This is a genomic window from Variovorax sp. Varisp46 (assembly GCF_059491885.1).
Genome location: NZ_CP168515.1, coordinates 4,061,437 through 4,076,769, shown reverse-complemented (window position 1 = coordinate 4,076,769; position 15,333 = coordinate 4,061,437). Strand labels below are relative to the sequence as shown.

Below are 15,333 nucleotides of genomic sequence, written 5' to 3'. Positions count from 1 at the left end.
AGCACAAGCGGGTTTTCGATGCGAACCTTCGATATCCCCGAATGGGCGCGAAGAGGTGATAGTGTTGCGGTAGCGCCAAGACGTCTGGCGAACGCGTCAATCACCTCAACTGAGGGGCCTGTCCTGCACGGAGCCCAGTTCCGTGAGAAGACGACATCGCTAAGGCGTGAATGACTTAAGCGGCAAGCGAGCACTGAAGTCGGAGGGAGCCTGCAAACTTTCGCAGGTGATGCCGTTGAACAAGTGGGGGGAGAGCATGTATCTGAAGCACATCCGGGCGCGCAACTATCGCGCGTTCGGGGACGGCACGACTGCGCCTGAACTGAACTGGGAGCTCAATCCCGGGCTCAACATCCTTGTTGGTGAGAACGATGCGGGCAAGACCGGCATCATTGACGCTATCCGGCAGGTACTGCTGACGACAAGCTATGAGCCTGTCAGGCTCTTCGAGCAGGACTTCCACATTGAAGGCAAAAGCCGCGCCCAAACACTCAGCATCGAAGCCACGCTGTGTGGATTGAGCCCAGACCAGGAGGCATCGGTTCTCGAATGGCTCACACTCGGCGCGGACGGAACCTGCTCGCTCATCCTCCATCTCGAGGCGCGCTACCACCCGCCGCAAGCGACAAAGCGAGCGCGCGTCGACACAGTCGTTCGAACCGGCGCTGCTGGCACCGGACCGGAGGTCGGCTACGCGGTCAGAGAGCTTGTGCGCGCGACCTACCTGAAGCCACTGCGTGACGCCGAAGCGGAGTTGCGACCAGGCCGCCAATCGCGTCTTTCGCAGATTCTTGGCGCCCACAACGACATCGCAGGCCAGGAGGTGAACGACTTCGACAAGGCCTCGCCCAAAGATGTTCCTGAGCGCTTGGTCGGCTTGATGGCTTTCGCGCAGCACCACCTGGGTGAGCATGAGGTCGTCAAGGGCGTAGAGAAAGACATCAACGATAACTACCTCGGTCAGTTCGCGTTCTCTGGCGAGGAGCTGCAATCGCGCATCCGTATCGCCCCCGACCTTTCGCTGACGCCGATCCTTGAGAAGTTCGAGCTGTCTTTGCTGCCCGGCGCGCATATTCATCCGGATGAGCGCTGTGCGCGGGGCCTTGGCTACAACAACGCGCTGTTCATGGCCACCGAGTTGGTCCTGCTTCGGGACGGCGAGGAGCTCGCTCTGCTGCTCGTCGAAGAGCCTGAGGCTCACCTCCATCCGCAGCTGCAAGAGCGCGTGATGGACCTGCTGAAAGAACACTCTAACGAGGAGCAGGCGGAGAAGCGCGTGCAGGTCATCATGACGACCCATAGCCCTTCGCTGGTGTCGACCGCGCGCATCGAAGATATGACGCTGGTGCGCAAGGCTCAGACCTTCCCCTTGGCCGCGGGAAAGACCAAGCTCAAGCGTACCGACTACTCGTTCCTGCGCCGCTTCATTGATGCAACCAAGGCGAACTTGTTCTTTGCCCGCGGCGTCATGATGGTGGAGGGACCTGCCGAAGCCATCTTGATTCCCGCTATCGCTGAGATGTGCGGTCGGTCGTTCTCAAAGCATGGCGTGTCGATGGTCAACGTGGGACACACTGGCCTGTATCACTACGCTCGCATCCTTCAGCGCGAGGGAGCCGGCCCGGAGATTCCGATCCCGGTGGTCTGCCTGACTGATCGGGACATTGTGCCCAACGTCGCAAAGCCTTACGTCGCCAAGCCCGCCAAGGGGAAGCGCTTCGATTCTGATTACTCCCCACTTGAGATGGCTGAAGCGGTGCAGAGGAAGAAGGAGCGAGCTGAAGGCGGCAAGACCATCGTGTGTGTTTCTGATCGCTGGACGCTTGAGTTCGACCTGGCGCTACATGGCTGCGCGAAGCTGATGCACCTGGCGATTTCTCTGGCGGCCAAGGCAAAGTCTCGCGATGAACGTCTTGAAGAAGCCGATGAGACAGCGACGTTGGCTGAAGCTGAGTTGAGCTGGACCTCGTTGGAAGGTGCCGGGCACACCAAGGAGGAGCTGGCGGCCATCATTTACAAGCCGCTCCAAGAGAAGGACGCGTCGAAGGCCATCGCGGCCCAGTACGCGGCTCACCTAGTCTGCACGGGGAAGTATGGAACGGGCGAAGACCTGTTCAAGGCTTTGCCGCCTTACCTGCAGGCAGCACTCTCCCACTTGACTATCGCTCCGGCCGCGAAGCCGGCAGCGACGGCCGGCGCGGGAGCGGCAGTGCTAACCGCGCTCACCGTGCCTGGAGCTGCCGCGTCAGTCCCAAGCTCCACGCTGCCTCCGGTGCCTGCGGCGTTCCCGTCAGTTCCGTCGGCCATCCCGACCGTGGCCGCCCCGCAAGACACCGTCGTCGCCAGTGCTCAGACACATGGTCAGGCTGGAGGAGCGCCGGCGGCCCCAGTCGTTCTGCCAAGTGCGTCGCCGGGTGTTACGCAGGGAAATGGAGCGTGAGCGCGGTCAGCCTCGGGCCGGCGGACTTGGCCGACCTCACGACCCTAGCCAAGGACCTGAAGTTCGATGATGTGGAACGTCGGAGCGCGCTGCTGGAGAACGGTTCGCGTGACTTCAATGCGGTTCCGGGTAGCGGGAAGACTTCATTGCTCGCGGCCAAGCTGCTCTTGCTGGCCAAAAAGTGGCCTCATGCGCGGCGCGGAATCTGTGTTCTCAGCCACACCAACGTGGCGCGGGACGAGATTGCACAGCGCTTAGCGGGGAGTGCTGAGGGCGCGCAGCTACTGAGCTATCCCCATTTTGTTGGCACCATTCATGCCTTCATCAACCAGTTCTTCGCAATGCCGATGCTGCGAAGCTTGGGCCAAAAGGTCGATGTCATCGACGACGTCGTCTTCGCCGATAAGGCCAAGTCGCTTCTTCAACTGAGTATGTTTTTGGGCCTGCGCGTGTATCTGGAGAACCAGAACAATGGCGATGGTATCGCCACCTCCTTGTTCTATCGGACGGCGGACCTGCAGGTGCAAGTCGAGAGCGGAACACTGCCCGGCACGCACACGGCGTCATACAAGTCGCTGATGACACTCAAGAAGATGCTAACCAAGGACGGCATCTTTCGGCATCGAGACATGTTCGCGTATGCCGCCCTCGCGCTCAAGACCTGCCCCCACCTTGTGGACGTCGTTCATCGGCGGTTCCCGATGGTGTTCATCGACGAAATGCAGGACACGTCCTGGGACCAGGAGTCCTTCCTGAATCGCATCTTCGATGGAAAGTCGGCGATGCAAAGATTCGGGGACGTAGACCAGAAGATTCTCTCGGACGAGGAGAGCGCTGACCTTCTCACGTTCCCGAGGGGCGGTTACGGCTGCATTAGCACCAGTAAGCGGTTTGGTCCTGCCATCGCAAGTGCGGTGGGTAGCGTGCGTCTGAGTGGCAATGCGGTTGTTGGAGAGGGAACTGGCACCCAAGCGCCGATCCTACTCTTGTACTCCACGGCAGACGTAGCCAATGTGGTGCCGCACTATGGCCGCCTAGTCATTGACCGCCTGACCGAGGAAGAAGCCGCGGCCCGCGAGGTGAAGGCGATGTGCACTCGGAAGTCGGGAGAAGGGAAAGTTGCGGCTGGGCGCCACCTCGTAGATTATTGGCCGACTTATGGTGAAGGTCAGCAAATCGCCAGCATGCGTTCTGAGCGCTTCTGGGGGCTCGTCGGGGATGCAAAGAAAACCTTGCTGGAGGCATCGCTCAACTCGCGTGTTTCCGACGTCCGGAGGGCACTGCTGCTGGTGCTCCGCGCGGCAGGGGCGCCTCTGGTGGACAGCGTTCGAGATGCGCGTGCATTGCCTCGGGCTGCAAGAGAGTCCGGGGCATCAGGGCCTATTGAAGGTCTCACTCGCCACCTGGCGATTTCTGGCGAGCAGCTCTGTGCTGTGGGCCAGCGCGATGCGGCCATCCAGCTTGTATATTCAGGACTCAAGCCGTATCTCCCGGATGAACTCGAGTTTGATGCGTTCTCAGCGATGAGCGTATTTGATGAGCCAGCGCCGCAAGGGGCGACGAGTTCGACTGCCTCGACGAGGTGTCAAGTCTCCCACCTGGGACGGAGTCTTGAGTTTGGACTAGGCACGACGGCCGGGATGAAGGGCGAGACGCACTCCGCATCCCTGGTCCTGGAATCCTACGGTGGCACCAGCAGGAAGTTTGACGTTGCGCTGGGGCTTGAATACATCGCCGGGATTGCCTCGAAGAAGCTCGACAAGCTCCCAAAGACACAGCAGGCCCAAATGCGGAATCTCTATGTTGCGATGTCCCGCCCAGCGACGTTGCTATGCCTGGCGGCAAACGAAGAGCGAGTTCCGCCAGTATTGCGAACGGCGCTCTTGAGCAAGGGCTGGCATATTGAAGTGGTGTAGGCGTGGCGAGCAAGGAACAACGGATCAAGGCACCAGCGGCGATCCTGCAACTGCACATCGAATTGCGCGGCACCAGGCCCAAGGTCTGGCGCCGCGTCCTTGTGCCGGAGACGATCACCCTGGCCAGGCTGCACCGTGTCATCCAGGCTGCCTTCGGCTGGGGCCACTCTCATCTGCACGAGTTCGTCGCTGGCGACGGCGAGCGCTATGGCACGCCCGATCCGATGTACGACGAGCCTGGCTCGATTACCAGCGAGAGCACGCGACTGACCACGGCCCTGAACCGGTCGACGCTGAGCTACGTTTACGACTTCGGGGACTACTGGGACCACCGCATCAAGGTCGAGAAGAAGCTCGCACCAATTCCGGAGTTCGTGCGCCCGTTCTGTACCGGTGGTGCCTGTGCGACGCCGCCGGAGGATTGCGGAGGCGCGCCGGGTTATGCGCAGTTCGTGCGGGCCATGGCGAACCCTGATGACCCCGAGCACGACAACCTGGTCGAATGGATCGGCACCGATACATGGGACCCCTTGGCCTTCGACACCATCGAGATCAACGACCGGCTCGCCGAGGTCAAGGTCTGAGCGGCAATGGCTCGGACGAACTACATCGAGGCCCTGATCGAGGACGGCGGTGACATCACGGTCGGTGAGCTGCCGCCGCACGCGTGCGTCGCCACGGCCGCCGATGGCAGCAAATACCTGGCCATGCTCGTGCGTCGCGACGGTGACGCCACTACCGTATTGGCGAACGCAAAAGACGGCTCTGCTGCCAAATTTGGCAGCTTGGCGACAGTCTTTGCTGGCCGGCTCACAGTAGCGGCCGATTTTTTGCCGCTACTGGCAGGGGGTGTGGCTTGTACGTCTATCTGAAGTACACGCTAGCCAGACACTTCGACTAGCACCGTTTTGTGTCTGAATAGGGTTGGTCTAGGAATTTATCGACAAATTCCAAATTACCTTTTGGAGTCAATTCAGACATTGACTCTTGGAATCACCAGCCCATGACACCGCCGAAAAAACCTACCACCGGCCAAAGGGTCGGCTACGTCCGCGTCTCCAGTGCCGACCAGAATGACGCGCGCCAGCTCGAAGGCCTGGAACTGGAAAAAATCTTCTCAGACAAGGCGAGTGGCAAAGATACGAACCGGCCCCAGTTGCAAACCATGCTCGGTCACATGCGCGACGGCGACCATTTGTACGTGCACAGCATGGATCGGCTCTCGCGCAGTCCCGCGGACTTGCAGCAGGTGGTCGAGTCACTGACGGCCAAGGGAGTGAGCGTCACGTTGGTGAAGGAAAACTTGACGTTCCAAAAGCCCGGCTCCGGCGACAAGTCCCACGAAGCCATGTACTCGATGCTGATGCTGCAGCTTCTCGGCGCAGTCGGCCAGTTCGAGCGCGCGCTGATCAAAGAGCGCCAACGCGAGGGCATTGCAATCGCCAAAGCCAAGGACGTCTACAAGGGGCGCAAGCCATCGCTCGATGCGGCGGCGATCGTGACGCTCAAAGAGATGGCGGCGAGCGGGATGGCCAAGATCGATATCGCAACTGCTCTTGGCATCTCGCGGGCCAGTGTTTACGAATACCTGAAAGCGTAGTCCGCGACAAGATTCTCGAAATGCTGTCTTACGCCTTTATCAAGAACTCCCGCAGCCGGACTGACGCGATCAATTCACATGCAGAATCGGTCATCCTAGAGGGAGAGGAAAACGTATGCATAGCCCGCACGACACCGCCGCAATATTGGAATATTGGCGTGCCATCGAGCTGTTCTCACCGCAAAACATTCCGAGCGTCGCGCCGAATGAGCAAAGCGAGCCGGTTTTTGCCGCCAGTGCTTTGAACCCGTTACCATGGGAGCCGGCGCATGCGCTACTGCATCGTTGGCCACCAAAGAACACGTCCAGACGCTTCACCGTCTATTGCGGCGTGCTCGCCACTTCCACCGTTCGCACGGTCCTTGAAGAAAAACTTGGCAAAGATGACGAGTCGTTCGACGAGCGTAGCGACGGCGAAACCTGCTTATTTGCATTTTCGGTGACGGACGCCGGTCGACCGCTGTTCCACACGCCGGTTCTCTCCAGCTGCGCATGGGGCACTGCTCGCACACTTGACCCCACTCCATCGAACAGTAGATGGCTCGATGGCTTCGACGAGAAGGCAAAAGAGATCATCGATGATTTCGAGCATGCTTACGCAGCAGCCGACGATGATGCTGAGGCTCAGAGACTGCTTGGCATGGGGTTTCGGATCGGACGGGCACTGAACTACGTGGACCTGCTGGCCATCACCGAACGCGTCACCGAGCAACTAGGCCTGCTTGACCTGTTACCGGATCGTGGCATTCGCATACGTTGCGGACTGGTGGCATCGTCGAAGCAGTATTCCGCGGAGGACAGCGATTTCCTGAACAGCTTCTATCTCAAGGATTTGGCCCGGGTGGCCACCGCTGCCCGTTCCGGGAACGTCGGCAAGGGCTTGAAAGACTTGTTGATCCATGAGCCCAGACTGGCAGAACGCATCGACGTGCGCCAATCCTTGAATGCGCTGTTCAAGCAGCTGTCTCCGACGCTGTTCCCGCGCGGTCGCTGGCCGAGCAAGGGACACCATCCTCTGGTCTTCAGCCAGCAGCTTGCGATCAACACTATGAGCCAGGAGCTTGGCGCATCCGATCGCAGTGGCGCTGGTGTTTTCGCGGTCAACGGTCCACCGGGAACCGGCAAGACGACGCTCTTGCGCGACCTGATCGCATCTGTCGTTGTAGAGCGTGCCATGCTCTTGGCGGAGCTATCGAGACCAGAAGATGCGTTCAAGGGCGAAGGTCGCTGGAAGTCGGACAAGTACAACCGTGTTGTCTCGATCTGGAAAGAGCAGTTCCAAGGTTTCGAGATCGTGATCGCTTCGGCCAACAACGGTGCTGTCGAGAACGTCACGCGAGAGATTCCAGGTGTTGATGCCGTTGACCCTTCATGGCTTGCCGGTGTCGATTACTTTTCCGAGTTCGGAACCAGGTTGCTGGACGCGCCGGCGTGGGCCATGGTCGCGGCACGGCTTGGCAACAAGACCAACCGCAACGAATTCACAAATCGCCTTTGGTACGGTAGCAAGGAGGCTCGCGCGCTACATGCAACCGACCCTTCTATCGCAGGGCTTCTGAACTGGCTCAAGAGCGTTGAAGACACACCGTTCGACTGGCGCAAAGCCACCGCCGACTTCAAGGCTGTTGTAGTCGAAGAACAGGCGCTTCGCCAAGCCCGGATACAAACTCACGAGGCTTATGCGCGTCTGGCCGCCTTGCATCATGAAATCCCAGAGACAGACCGGGCGTGCGATGCGAACGCGATGGAATTGCGGATCGCAACCGATCGAACGCCACTATTAGACGCGGGGCGCGACCGAGCTGCGCGGAAGATCGAAGACGCTCAATCCGCTCGCCAGAAGCATCGCAATTTTCGTCCTGGAATAGTGGAAATCGTCATGACTCTGGGACGCGCGTTCAAAGAGTGGCGCTCCAAGGACAAAGTCATGGAGACCGCAATCGACGATGCGAGGAAAGCTGTCGAGGAAAACACTCAGGCACTGGCCCAACACTCGGCCAAGATCGACAGCATCAAGCGCGAAGGGCAGAGGCTGCATGCTACTGGTGAGAGACTACGCAAGGAGCGCATGACGGCGAACGAACACCTCCGATCGATGAAAGAGCAACTCGGTGTCGCATTTCCGATGATTGCCCAATGGCAGGAAATGGAAAGTGACCGGGAACTGTCCTCGCCTTGGGCGGACGCCGCATGGAACGAAGCGCGGGCCAAGGTCTTTCTGGCGGCGCTGAAGCTTCACAAAGCATTTGTGCTCGCCAACCCTTCGGCCATGCGCAAGAGTCTTCAGGGCTCAATGGACATCTTGTCGGGAGGCGTGCCAAGCGACGCCGCGCCAGAGGCCGTGCGAGCGGCGTGGACAACCCTCTTCTTTCTCGTGCCGGTGGTGTCCACCACATTCGCATCGTTCGACCGCCTTTTCTCTCATCTAGGCCGAGAATCACTGGGCTGGCTGCTGATCGACGAAGCCGGACAAGCAGCACCGCAACTGGCAGCGGGCGCGATCTGGCGCGCGAGGCGATCTGTTGTTGTTGGCGATCCCCTTCAGCTTGAACCCGTGGTGACAATTCCATTCACTGCGCAGCAAGCGCTGCGGCGGCATTTCAAGGTCGCCGAGACTTGGCTGCCGGGTCGTACGTCTGTGCAGCAGCTTGCAGATCGGATCAGCCGCCTTGGCACAACATTGACGGCCGGCGATGAACCGCTGTGGGTTGGGGCGCCGCTGCGCGTCCACCGCCGCTGCGACCAACCCATGTTCGCCATCTCGAACGCCATTGCATATGACGGCTTGATGGTGTTCGGAACTCCACGGCGTTCGGTCATTGATCTGCCTGAAAGCCAGTGGATGCACGTTGAAGGCGGTGACAGCGATGGTCACTGGATCGAGCACGAGGGGCGCACGGCAGAAGAACTGATTAGGCAGCTCTTGGGCTCCGGCGTCCCTTCGCGTGAAATTTTTTTGATCTCTCCATTCCGTGCTGTCGTTCGTCGACTGCGGCAAATCGCACAACAAGCCCATGGCATTCAAGTCGGAACAATTCATACCGCACAAGGCAAAGAATCCGATGTGGTGATCTTGGTCTTGGGTGGAAATCCCAGCAAGCCAGGTGCCAAGCAATGGGCATCTCAGCGCCCGAATCTTTTGAATGTCGCCGCGAGCCGCGCGAAGCGAAGGCTCTACGTGGTGGGAAATCGTGACGAATGGCGGAAGTATCCGTTCTTCAGCGATGCGGCGGGACTCTTGGAGGCGCTTGTTTGAGCCTCCTAGCATTCAACCTTCTCCGCTAGTGCGCCCTCGATCACTATAGAAAGAACCATCTGCCCAAAATCATCCACCATGGCAAGAAGAAAAGAATCTACATCCGCCGATTACGGTGGGTTCGTGCTCACCTTCGAGCCAGAGCGGACGCAATGGCTTCGGGAACGCATCTATCCCGAAGCAAAGCTGTCTGAGTCATTCTCGGCACTCGATTGGGAATTTGAGCCTCGCGAACTGGTGTTCCTGATCCTGAGCCATGAGCCATTCCGGATTCATGGCTTTGCCCTCATGGAACGGATGCATGGAAGTGGAGGTGTCGGCAAGGCAAAAATGCGCATGACCAAGCCGCTGGTGGTCTTTGAAGAGCCGATCTCCGGCGATGAAGCGTCGATAGACCTTTCATTGCTGGTCAGCACATCAGAGCGCCTGAAGCGTGTGCCGAGTCATGAATGGAATCGCCTTGTGTCTGCTGTGCTTGCCCTCCGTCCCGCACACGCCGATCAGATCGAGGAAACCATTGCCAAACGGACGCAGCAAAGGCGGTTGCTGGAGACTGGGCAGCGCGAACTTCGACTGAACGAGCAACGCGATGGACTGGGCGTCGCGCTTGATATCGGAAATCTGGATCGCGCAGGAATTTTCAAGACAATGAACGCCGATGCGGCAGGCAACGCCCTTTCGGTGTTGGACCTGCTGGACGGAATAAGGACCCAAGAGCGTAGCTTGCTCGAACACGACCGACGAATCTTCGAGATGTTGATCGGGTCGCAGCCCGCGCGCTCAGCGGCTTTTGACGACGGAAGCGGAAATTCGGTACGAGTAACCGTGACTGATCGTGATGACCTTGAGAGCGTTCTCGGAATCGACCTTGTCATCTACCAGCAACGATACGAAAGCTTCTTGCTGCTCCAGTACAAGCGCATGAGTCGAACAGCCGACTCGTGGGCATATGCGATTCCACCCACCGCGAATCTGCATGAGCAACTCCACCAAATAGGCAGGTTCAAGCGCGCCGCTGCTCAGGAAGAAAACTCGCTCGCTCCGACTCTATGGAGCTACCGCCTGAATCAAGAGCCCTTCTTTTTCAAGTTCTGTGAAGAACAACGCCCAACGGCGAACGACGCGAGCTTGATCCGCGGGATCACCATGCCTGCGGAACATTTATTGGAATTCCTGGCGCTTGACAAGCAACGAGGAGATCGTGGCGGGAGGTACGTTGGGTATCAGAACTGTCCGCGATATTTGACCAATACCGAATTCATTCAGCTGGCCAGATCGGGATGGATTGGCGCAGGTCGGCAAGCAGCTCGAATGATGGGAGAACTGCTGGCCGCGAATCGTCGCGGCGGCCGTCAAGCGATGCTGGCGGTGATCGAGCAACCTGCGGAACCCTCCGCAAGCAGGAGGGGACGCAGAGTAGCCAATCCATAGATCGCAAGATCATCCGCGTACGCGCTTCGAGCGCTCGGGCCGGCATTCAGCAACAGACACCGCCGATTTCAATCTTGGAGTGGGTCGACCTGCTGTTTCCTTTGTACTCGACTCGCTCACCGGGCAAGTGAGCGACATTCGAGATGCTATCGCGGCGACCGTGCACAGTTGTGCAGTTGCGGCTGGCGATCAAGTTCGCGGCGGATAGATCATCTGTGCCATCAAACAGCAGATCAACTGGAATCGATCTACTACTAACAACGCGGGATCGAAGGTGTCTTGCGTGCCCTCGAAGAACATCCATGCCTTGGCTCCTTTCCCCTTCTGCTGCTTGGCTTCCTCGCGTGCGATCTCGACCTCGTGGCGCAGCGTTTCGCGCTGCCGCGGTGTCCAAGTGGACCACTCAACGCGAACACGATAGGGAAGGCCACGTCGCTTGTGTTCTGCATCCCACTCCCCTGCGTCCAACACCCATTCCGCACCGGCTGCATTAACCGTCGGAGCCTTCCAGTGCAGCGCAGCGTAGTAAAGGCGCGTCGGCTCGTGGTGCACCGTGATCTGGCTGCCGGAGAGTCGGCGGAAAACTTGATCGAATGTCTCGCCGATGCACTGGGGGACCATCAATGGCAAGAACGGCCGATCATGGGGATAGTTGATGTACGCGCGGCAAATCGGGCGCAAGGTCTTGACGGTGTGGCCATGGCGACCTCCGCCGCCATTCGGATTGCTGCCGTTGCTCTTGCCTCCTAAGACGACACTTGAACCATGTCCGAGTCCGGCTGCGTCAACAACCGGCCGCTCATCTGCGAGTACCAGCTTGCTCGGATAGGGAAGAGGAAAGCCGCTCGCCGCTGTGCCAATGCGCACACTCTTCGCGCTCTCGATGTACTTCTTCGCCCCGTCTACACCGCAGGAAGGATCATGGTCCGCATTGGGCGAGAGCTTGAAATACGGTCGCTTGAGATTGACTCCCCGCTGATAGGACGCCGGCCATGCCTTAACGGCGCAGCCATGACACTCGTAGTCGTCCTTGTCGACAGGGTGTGTGTCCCAGAGCGATTCAGCATCGACGATATCGCCCGTTGACTTGCAGCGCGCACTGTCCATGTCTTTCTTCCCTTGCTCGCTTATTGAATTTCTTGAGATGGTATCGGAGTCAAATGCCGGTCGAGTGCCGCTGAACGGCTCAGCAGGACAGCGTGGCACCCATCTGCTTTGCGACGGCCAGCGCCGAGAACTCGCATATCCTCATAGCTTCGCTTTGGGCCCCTCCACGCCCCGGCTGTATCATTTCGAGCCAAGGCACAAACAACGCCGCCGGAGGAAATAGATTTCATGGCGATGGAGAAGAAGACGTCCCCAGTGACTGCGCAGGCTGCAGCCTCGATGAAAGACAAAGTGGATGCCGTGAAGGCCGTCAGTGATAGCGGCAGATCCACCCAAGAGACGCACCGCAGCGCTATCGATTCTGAGGCCACATCGACTGATGGCTTCATGAAAATTCTGCTCGAGCAGTCCAAGAAGGCAGATACGCCGGAGGAGCGTGCCACTATCCGTCGAGAAGCTAGAGAAGCTCAAGCGCGCCACACAGAAAAGATAAATCTCCACAAGGACGACAGCAACACTGTCTTCCTTCAAGTCCTTGGCTTCGGCGCAATGGCACTAGGTGTGGCATTCACCAGCTATCTCGCCCTCAAGAGCAAGGAATGAACCACAAGACGATTCACTGCCGTCTGTGTGCTTGCATCCGTAGCTCTGCTTGAAATGGAAACGGGGACTTGTGATGATTGAAAACAAGAGTACCGAGAACGAAACAAAGGGCAAGATCGTTTCGGTCTACTGCATCGAGTGCAAGCGCTCCACTCGTCATCTAGGGAAGGTCTGATCAAGAGCACGTTTCTTGCATGAAGGCTTGACCCTGCAAAGGAGCACGAGCGATGAGCCAGATCAGTTTTTCGGATGCGGAGCAAGCGGGCAAGAGGAAGAAGACGAGGCGCGAAGTCTTCCTTGGTGAGATGGAGCTGGTTGTGCCGTGGAAGGCGCTGCTCAAGTTCATCGAACCCCACTACCCAGTGGCAGGCCGAGGCCGTCGGCCCTACACGTTGCAAGCCATGCTGCGCGTGCATCTGATGCAGAACTGATTCGCACTGAGCGACCAGCGATGGAGGAGGCTTTGTATGAGATCGCCTCGCTGCGCACTTTCGCCGGACTCGGTCTGGAGGCGATCCCCGACGAGACAACCATCCTGAACTTCCGCCACCTGCTTGAGGCCAGCGACTTGGCCGAGGACATCTTCAAGCAGGTCAACGCCCACCTCGCCAAGAAGGGGCTGCTGCTGAAGCGCGGCTCCATCGTGGATGCAACCATCATTGCGGCACCCAGTTCGACCAAGAACGAAAGTGGCGAGCGAGATCCGGAGATGCACCAGACGAAGAAGGGCAACCAGTGGCACTTCGGGATGAAGGCGCACATCGGCGTGGACGCAGACTCGGGGCTGGTGCACACGGTGACGACTACCGCAGCCAACGAGGCGGACGTGGAACAGGTGAATGACCTGCTGCACGGCAAAGAGGACGAGGTGTGGGCAGACTCAGGCTATCGCGGAGCACAGGGCCGAGTGAAGCGCAGCGTGCAATGGCACATTGCCGGCCGGCCCAGCGATATGGCGAAGATGCCAGAGGGCCGCGCCAAGGCCAGGGCGCGCAAGCAGGAATACCGGAAGGCCAGCATCCGCGCGAAGGTGGAGCACCCGTTCCGGGTGATCAAGCGGCAGTTCGGCCTGGCGAAGGTGAGGTTCAAGGGGCTGACAAAGAACACCGCGCATGTGATCACGCTGTTTGCGTTGTCGAACCTGTGGATGGTCAGAAGGAAGCTGATTGCGATGATGGGACAGGTGCGCCCGCAGGCAGCATGACGGGACCGCAGAGGCTCTGGAACGCGCGGAATATCCAGCGCGACGAACAGCCACGCCTTCTCACGTATGTCTTTCTTGCCCACGATCTCTTTGCGCGCTCGCGCCAGTTCGTGGTAAGCAGTCAATAAACCACGCCCTTGCGCGTGGTGTCAGAGCCGATGCGCGCAGGACGGCCTACGCGCCGCCGAGTTCAAGGTTCCAGGGCAGCAGCGCCTCGTAGTCGTCGACCGTCTGTGCCAGCGGCAGCTTCTTGAACAGCGCGACGAGATACCGATAGGGCTCGATGTTGTTGGCCTTGGCGGTCTCGATCAGCGAGTAGAGATTGGCGCTCGCGTTGGCACCGCCCACGGTGTCGGCAAACAACCAGCTGCGTCTCCCAACGACGAAGGGCCGGATCGCGTTCTCCACCGGGTTGGAGTCCAACGGCCAGGAGCCGTTGTCCAGGAACCGCACGAGCTTGGGCCACTGACCGTGCAGGTAGTGCAGCGCTTCACCCAGCAGGCTCGACGGTGCAACGACGTGCAGGTGCGTCAGCAGCAGCCGCTCGATCTCGCGCACGACGGCGGCGCTGTAGCGCGAACGCAGTCGCAGGCGGCGCGCGGGCGTCCAGTGCCTGGCCAAGGACTCCGCACGGTACAGCTTGCCAATCAGCCGTACGAACCGGGCCGCGATCTGATCGGACGAGCGGGCTGCCTTCGGGATGGACTCGTCAGCCTTGATGAATGGCCTGCGCGCGTGCACCCAGCATCCAAGGTGCGTGAGACCGCCGGCCTTCGCGATGCCGTTGTAGACCTCGTAGCCGTCGGTGATGAGCGTCGTGCCGGGACGGATGCCAGCATACAGCTTTTCGGCGTGCACGGCGCCGCGCCCCGGTGCATAGGCGAACAGCCGTACCGGTGGACCAGTGCCATTCATCTGCGCCCACATGAAGCTCTTCGTCTGTGCCTTGCGCCCAGGCTCCTTGAGCACCTGGACCGTGGTCTCGTCGCCGTAGATCAGGTCCGAGTCCAGCAAGTGGTCGCGCAGCAGGTTGATGACCGGCTGTACAGCCTGGCCGATGCGCACGATGCCGGAAGCCAGCGTATTGCTCGCGATGTCGCCACCGAAGCGGCGCAGCAATACGGCCGTTCGGTACAGCGGCATGCCGAACTGATACTTGCCGGTGATGACCCAGGCCTGGGCCTGCTCGGTGAGCAGCCCGCGCGGGATGATGCGCGCCGGCGTCGGTGCAACCTTCAGGCTCTGATCGCAGCAGGGACAGGCGTACTTGATGCGGTGGTGCTGCAGCACGCGCACCTGTTCGGGGATGACATCCATCTGCTCGCTGACCTCGGCGCCGATCTCCACCAGCGCGTGCCCGTCATGCGCGCACACACGCTCGGCCTCGGGCAGTTCGTGGCGCACGATCTCGCGCGGCAGTGCGGGGTCCAGCGGCTTGCGTCCGCGTTTCTTGCGTTGGTGCCCGGCGACCGGCGTCGATTCCTCTTCGTCGATGTCTTCGACCTCGGCCTGCGGCGTCTGATCGGTGGGCGCGAGTGCTTCGGCCTCGTTGAGGAACAGGTCCTTCTGATCGGTGCCGCGGGCTTCGCTCTTGGCCGCAAACAGCTGGCGCTGCAGCGCCTTCAGCCGCTCCAGTGCGAGGTCCCGCTCGGTGGTCGCGACTCGAAGCGCGCCGGCCAGCGCATCGCGCTCGGCGATGAGACCAGCGAGTTCTTCAGCGGTGATGGTGGCAGGCGTCGACACGCCCGCTTGGATCGGCATGCGCCATCATTGTTC

General features: G+C 59.8%; 11 protein-coding genes. 9 read left to right on the top strand and 2 right to left on the bottom strand.

All coding sequences use genetic code 11. The annotated features are described in order from the left end of the window. Positions 1 to 166 precede the first annotated feature (166 nt). The 7 genes from ACEN9N_RS19290 to ACEN9N_RS19260 all read left to right on the top strand — a co-directional run bounded on the left by ACEN9N_RS19290 (position 167) and on the right by ACEN9N_RS19260 (position 10,643). Positions 167 to 2,440 carry an ATP-dependent nuclease gene (locus tag ACEN9N_RS19290; RefSeq protein WP_495654299.1) on the top strand — a complete coding sequence of 758 codons (2,274 nt, stop codon included), beginning with the start codon at positions 167 to 169 and terminating at the stop codon, positions 2,438 to 2,440. Continuing rightward, a complete protein-coding gene (locus tag ACEN9N_RS19285; RefSeq protein ID WP_495654298.1) occupies positions 2,437 to 4,356 on the top strand; it encodes a UvrD-helicase domain-containing protein in 1,920 nt (639 codons plus the stop codon). Before ACEN9N_RS19290 ends, ACEN9N_RS19285 begins: the two co-directional genes overlap by 4 nt. Before the next feature lie 2 nt (positions 4,357 to 4,358). Beyond that, positions 4,359 to 4,940 carry a plasmid pRiA4b ORF-3 family protein gene (locus ACEN9N_RS19280; RefSeq protein WP_495654297.1) on the top strand — a complete coding sequence of 194 codons (582 nt, stop codon included), beginning with the start codon at positions 4,359 to 4,361 and terminating at the stop codon, positions 4,938 to 4,940. A gap of 6 nt (positions 4,941 to 4,946) precedes the next feature. After that, positions 4,947 to 5,228, top strand: a complete 282-nt coding sequence (locus tag ACEN9N_RS19275) for a hypothetical protein (RefSeq protein ID WP_495654296.1) — start codon at positions 4,947 to 4,949, stop codon at positions 5,226 to 5,228. Positions 5,229 to 5,359: 131 nt separating this feature from the next. After that, complete coding sequence (locus tag ACEN9N_RS19270; RefSeq protein ID WP_495654295.1) at positions 5,360 to 5,956, top strand: recombinase family protein; 597 nt, start codon at positions 5,360 to 5,362, stop codon at positions 5,954 to 5,956. A gap of 115 nt (positions 5,957 to 6,071) precedes the next feature. Further along, complete coding sequence (locus tag ACEN9N_RS19265) at positions 6,072 to 9,212, top strand: DEAD/DEAH box helicase (RefSeq protein WP_495654294.1); 3,141 nt, start codon at positions 6,072 to 6,074, stop codon at positions 9,210 to 9,212. A gap of 78 nt (positions 9,213 to 9,290) precedes the next feature. Beyond that, a complete protein-coding gene (locus ACEN9N_RS19260; RefSeq protein WP_495654293.1) occupies positions 9,291 to 10,643 on the top strand; it encodes a hypothetical protein in 1,353 nt (450 codons plus the stop codon). Between the two features lie 189 nt (positions 10,644 to 10,832). On the opposite strand, the gene ACEN9N_RS19255 is transcribed toward ACEN9N_RS19260, so the two are convergent. Further along, complete coding sequence (locus ACEN9N_RS19255; protein ID WP_495654292.1) at positions 10,833 to 11,750, bottom strand: hypothetical protein; 918 nt, start codon at positions 11,748 to 11,750, stop codon at positions 10,833 to 10,835. Between the two features lie 228 nt (positions 11,751 to 11,978). Between ACEN9N_RS19255 and ACEN9N_RS19250 the strand changes: the two genes are divergently transcribed. Then, positions 11,979 to 12,353: a hypothetical protein gene (locus ACEN9N_RS19250; RefSeq protein WP_495654291.1), complete on the top strand. Its 375-nt coding sequence runs from the start codon at positions 11,979 to 11,981 to the stop codon at positions 12,351 to 12,353. Between the two features lie 227 nt (positions 12,354 to 12,580). Then, a protein-coding gene (locus ACEN9N_RS19245; protein WP_495654290.1) for an IS5 family transposase occupies positions 12,581 to 13,557 on the top strand; the annotation gives its coding sequence in 2 pieces (ribosomal slippage) (positions 12,581 to 12,782 and positions 12,782 to 13,557; 978 coding nt in all). Positions 13,558 to 13,731: 174 nt separating this feature from the next. Here the strand turns inward: ACEN9N_RS19245 and tnpC are convergent. Continuing rightward, the gene (tnpC, locus tag ACEN9N_RS19240; RefSeq protein ID WP_495654289.1) at positions 13,732 to 15,318 is read right to left on the bottom strand and encodes an IS66 family transposase; all 1,587 of its coding nucleotides are present in this window, start codon (positions 15,316 to 15,318) and stop codon (positions 13,732 to 13,734) included. Positions 15,319 to 15,333 lie beyond the last annotated feature (15 nt).

Coding starts and splice junctions, on each gene's coding strand:
- ACEN9N_RS19255 (WP_495654292.1), bottom strand. CDS start 11,750: ATGGACAGTGCGCGCTGCAAGTCAACGGGCGATATCGTCGATGCTGAA.
- ACEN9N_RS19275 (WP_495654296.1), top strand. CDS start 4,947: ATGGCTCGGACGAACTACATCGAGGCCCTGATCGAGGACGGCGGTGAC.
- tnpC (WP_495654289.1), bottom strand. CDS start 15,318: ATGCCGATCCAAGCGGGCGTGTCGACGCCTGCCACCATCACCGCTGAA.
- ACEN9N_RS19260 (WP_495654293.1), top strand. CDS start 9,291: ATGGCAAGAAGAAAAGAATCTACATCCGCCGATTACGGTGGGTTCGTG.
- ACEN9N_RS19250 (WP_495654291.1), top strand. CDS start 11,979: ATGGCGATGGAGAAGAAGACGTCCCCAGTGACTGCGCAGGCTGCAGCC.
- ACEN9N_RS19270 (WP_495654295.1), top strand. CDS start 5,360: ATGACACCGCCGAAAAAACCTACCACCGGCCAAAGGGTCGGCTACGTC.
- ACEN9N_RS19265 (WP_495654294.1), top strand. CDS start 6,072: ATGCATAGCCCGCACGACACCGCCGCAATATTGGAATATTGGCGTGCC.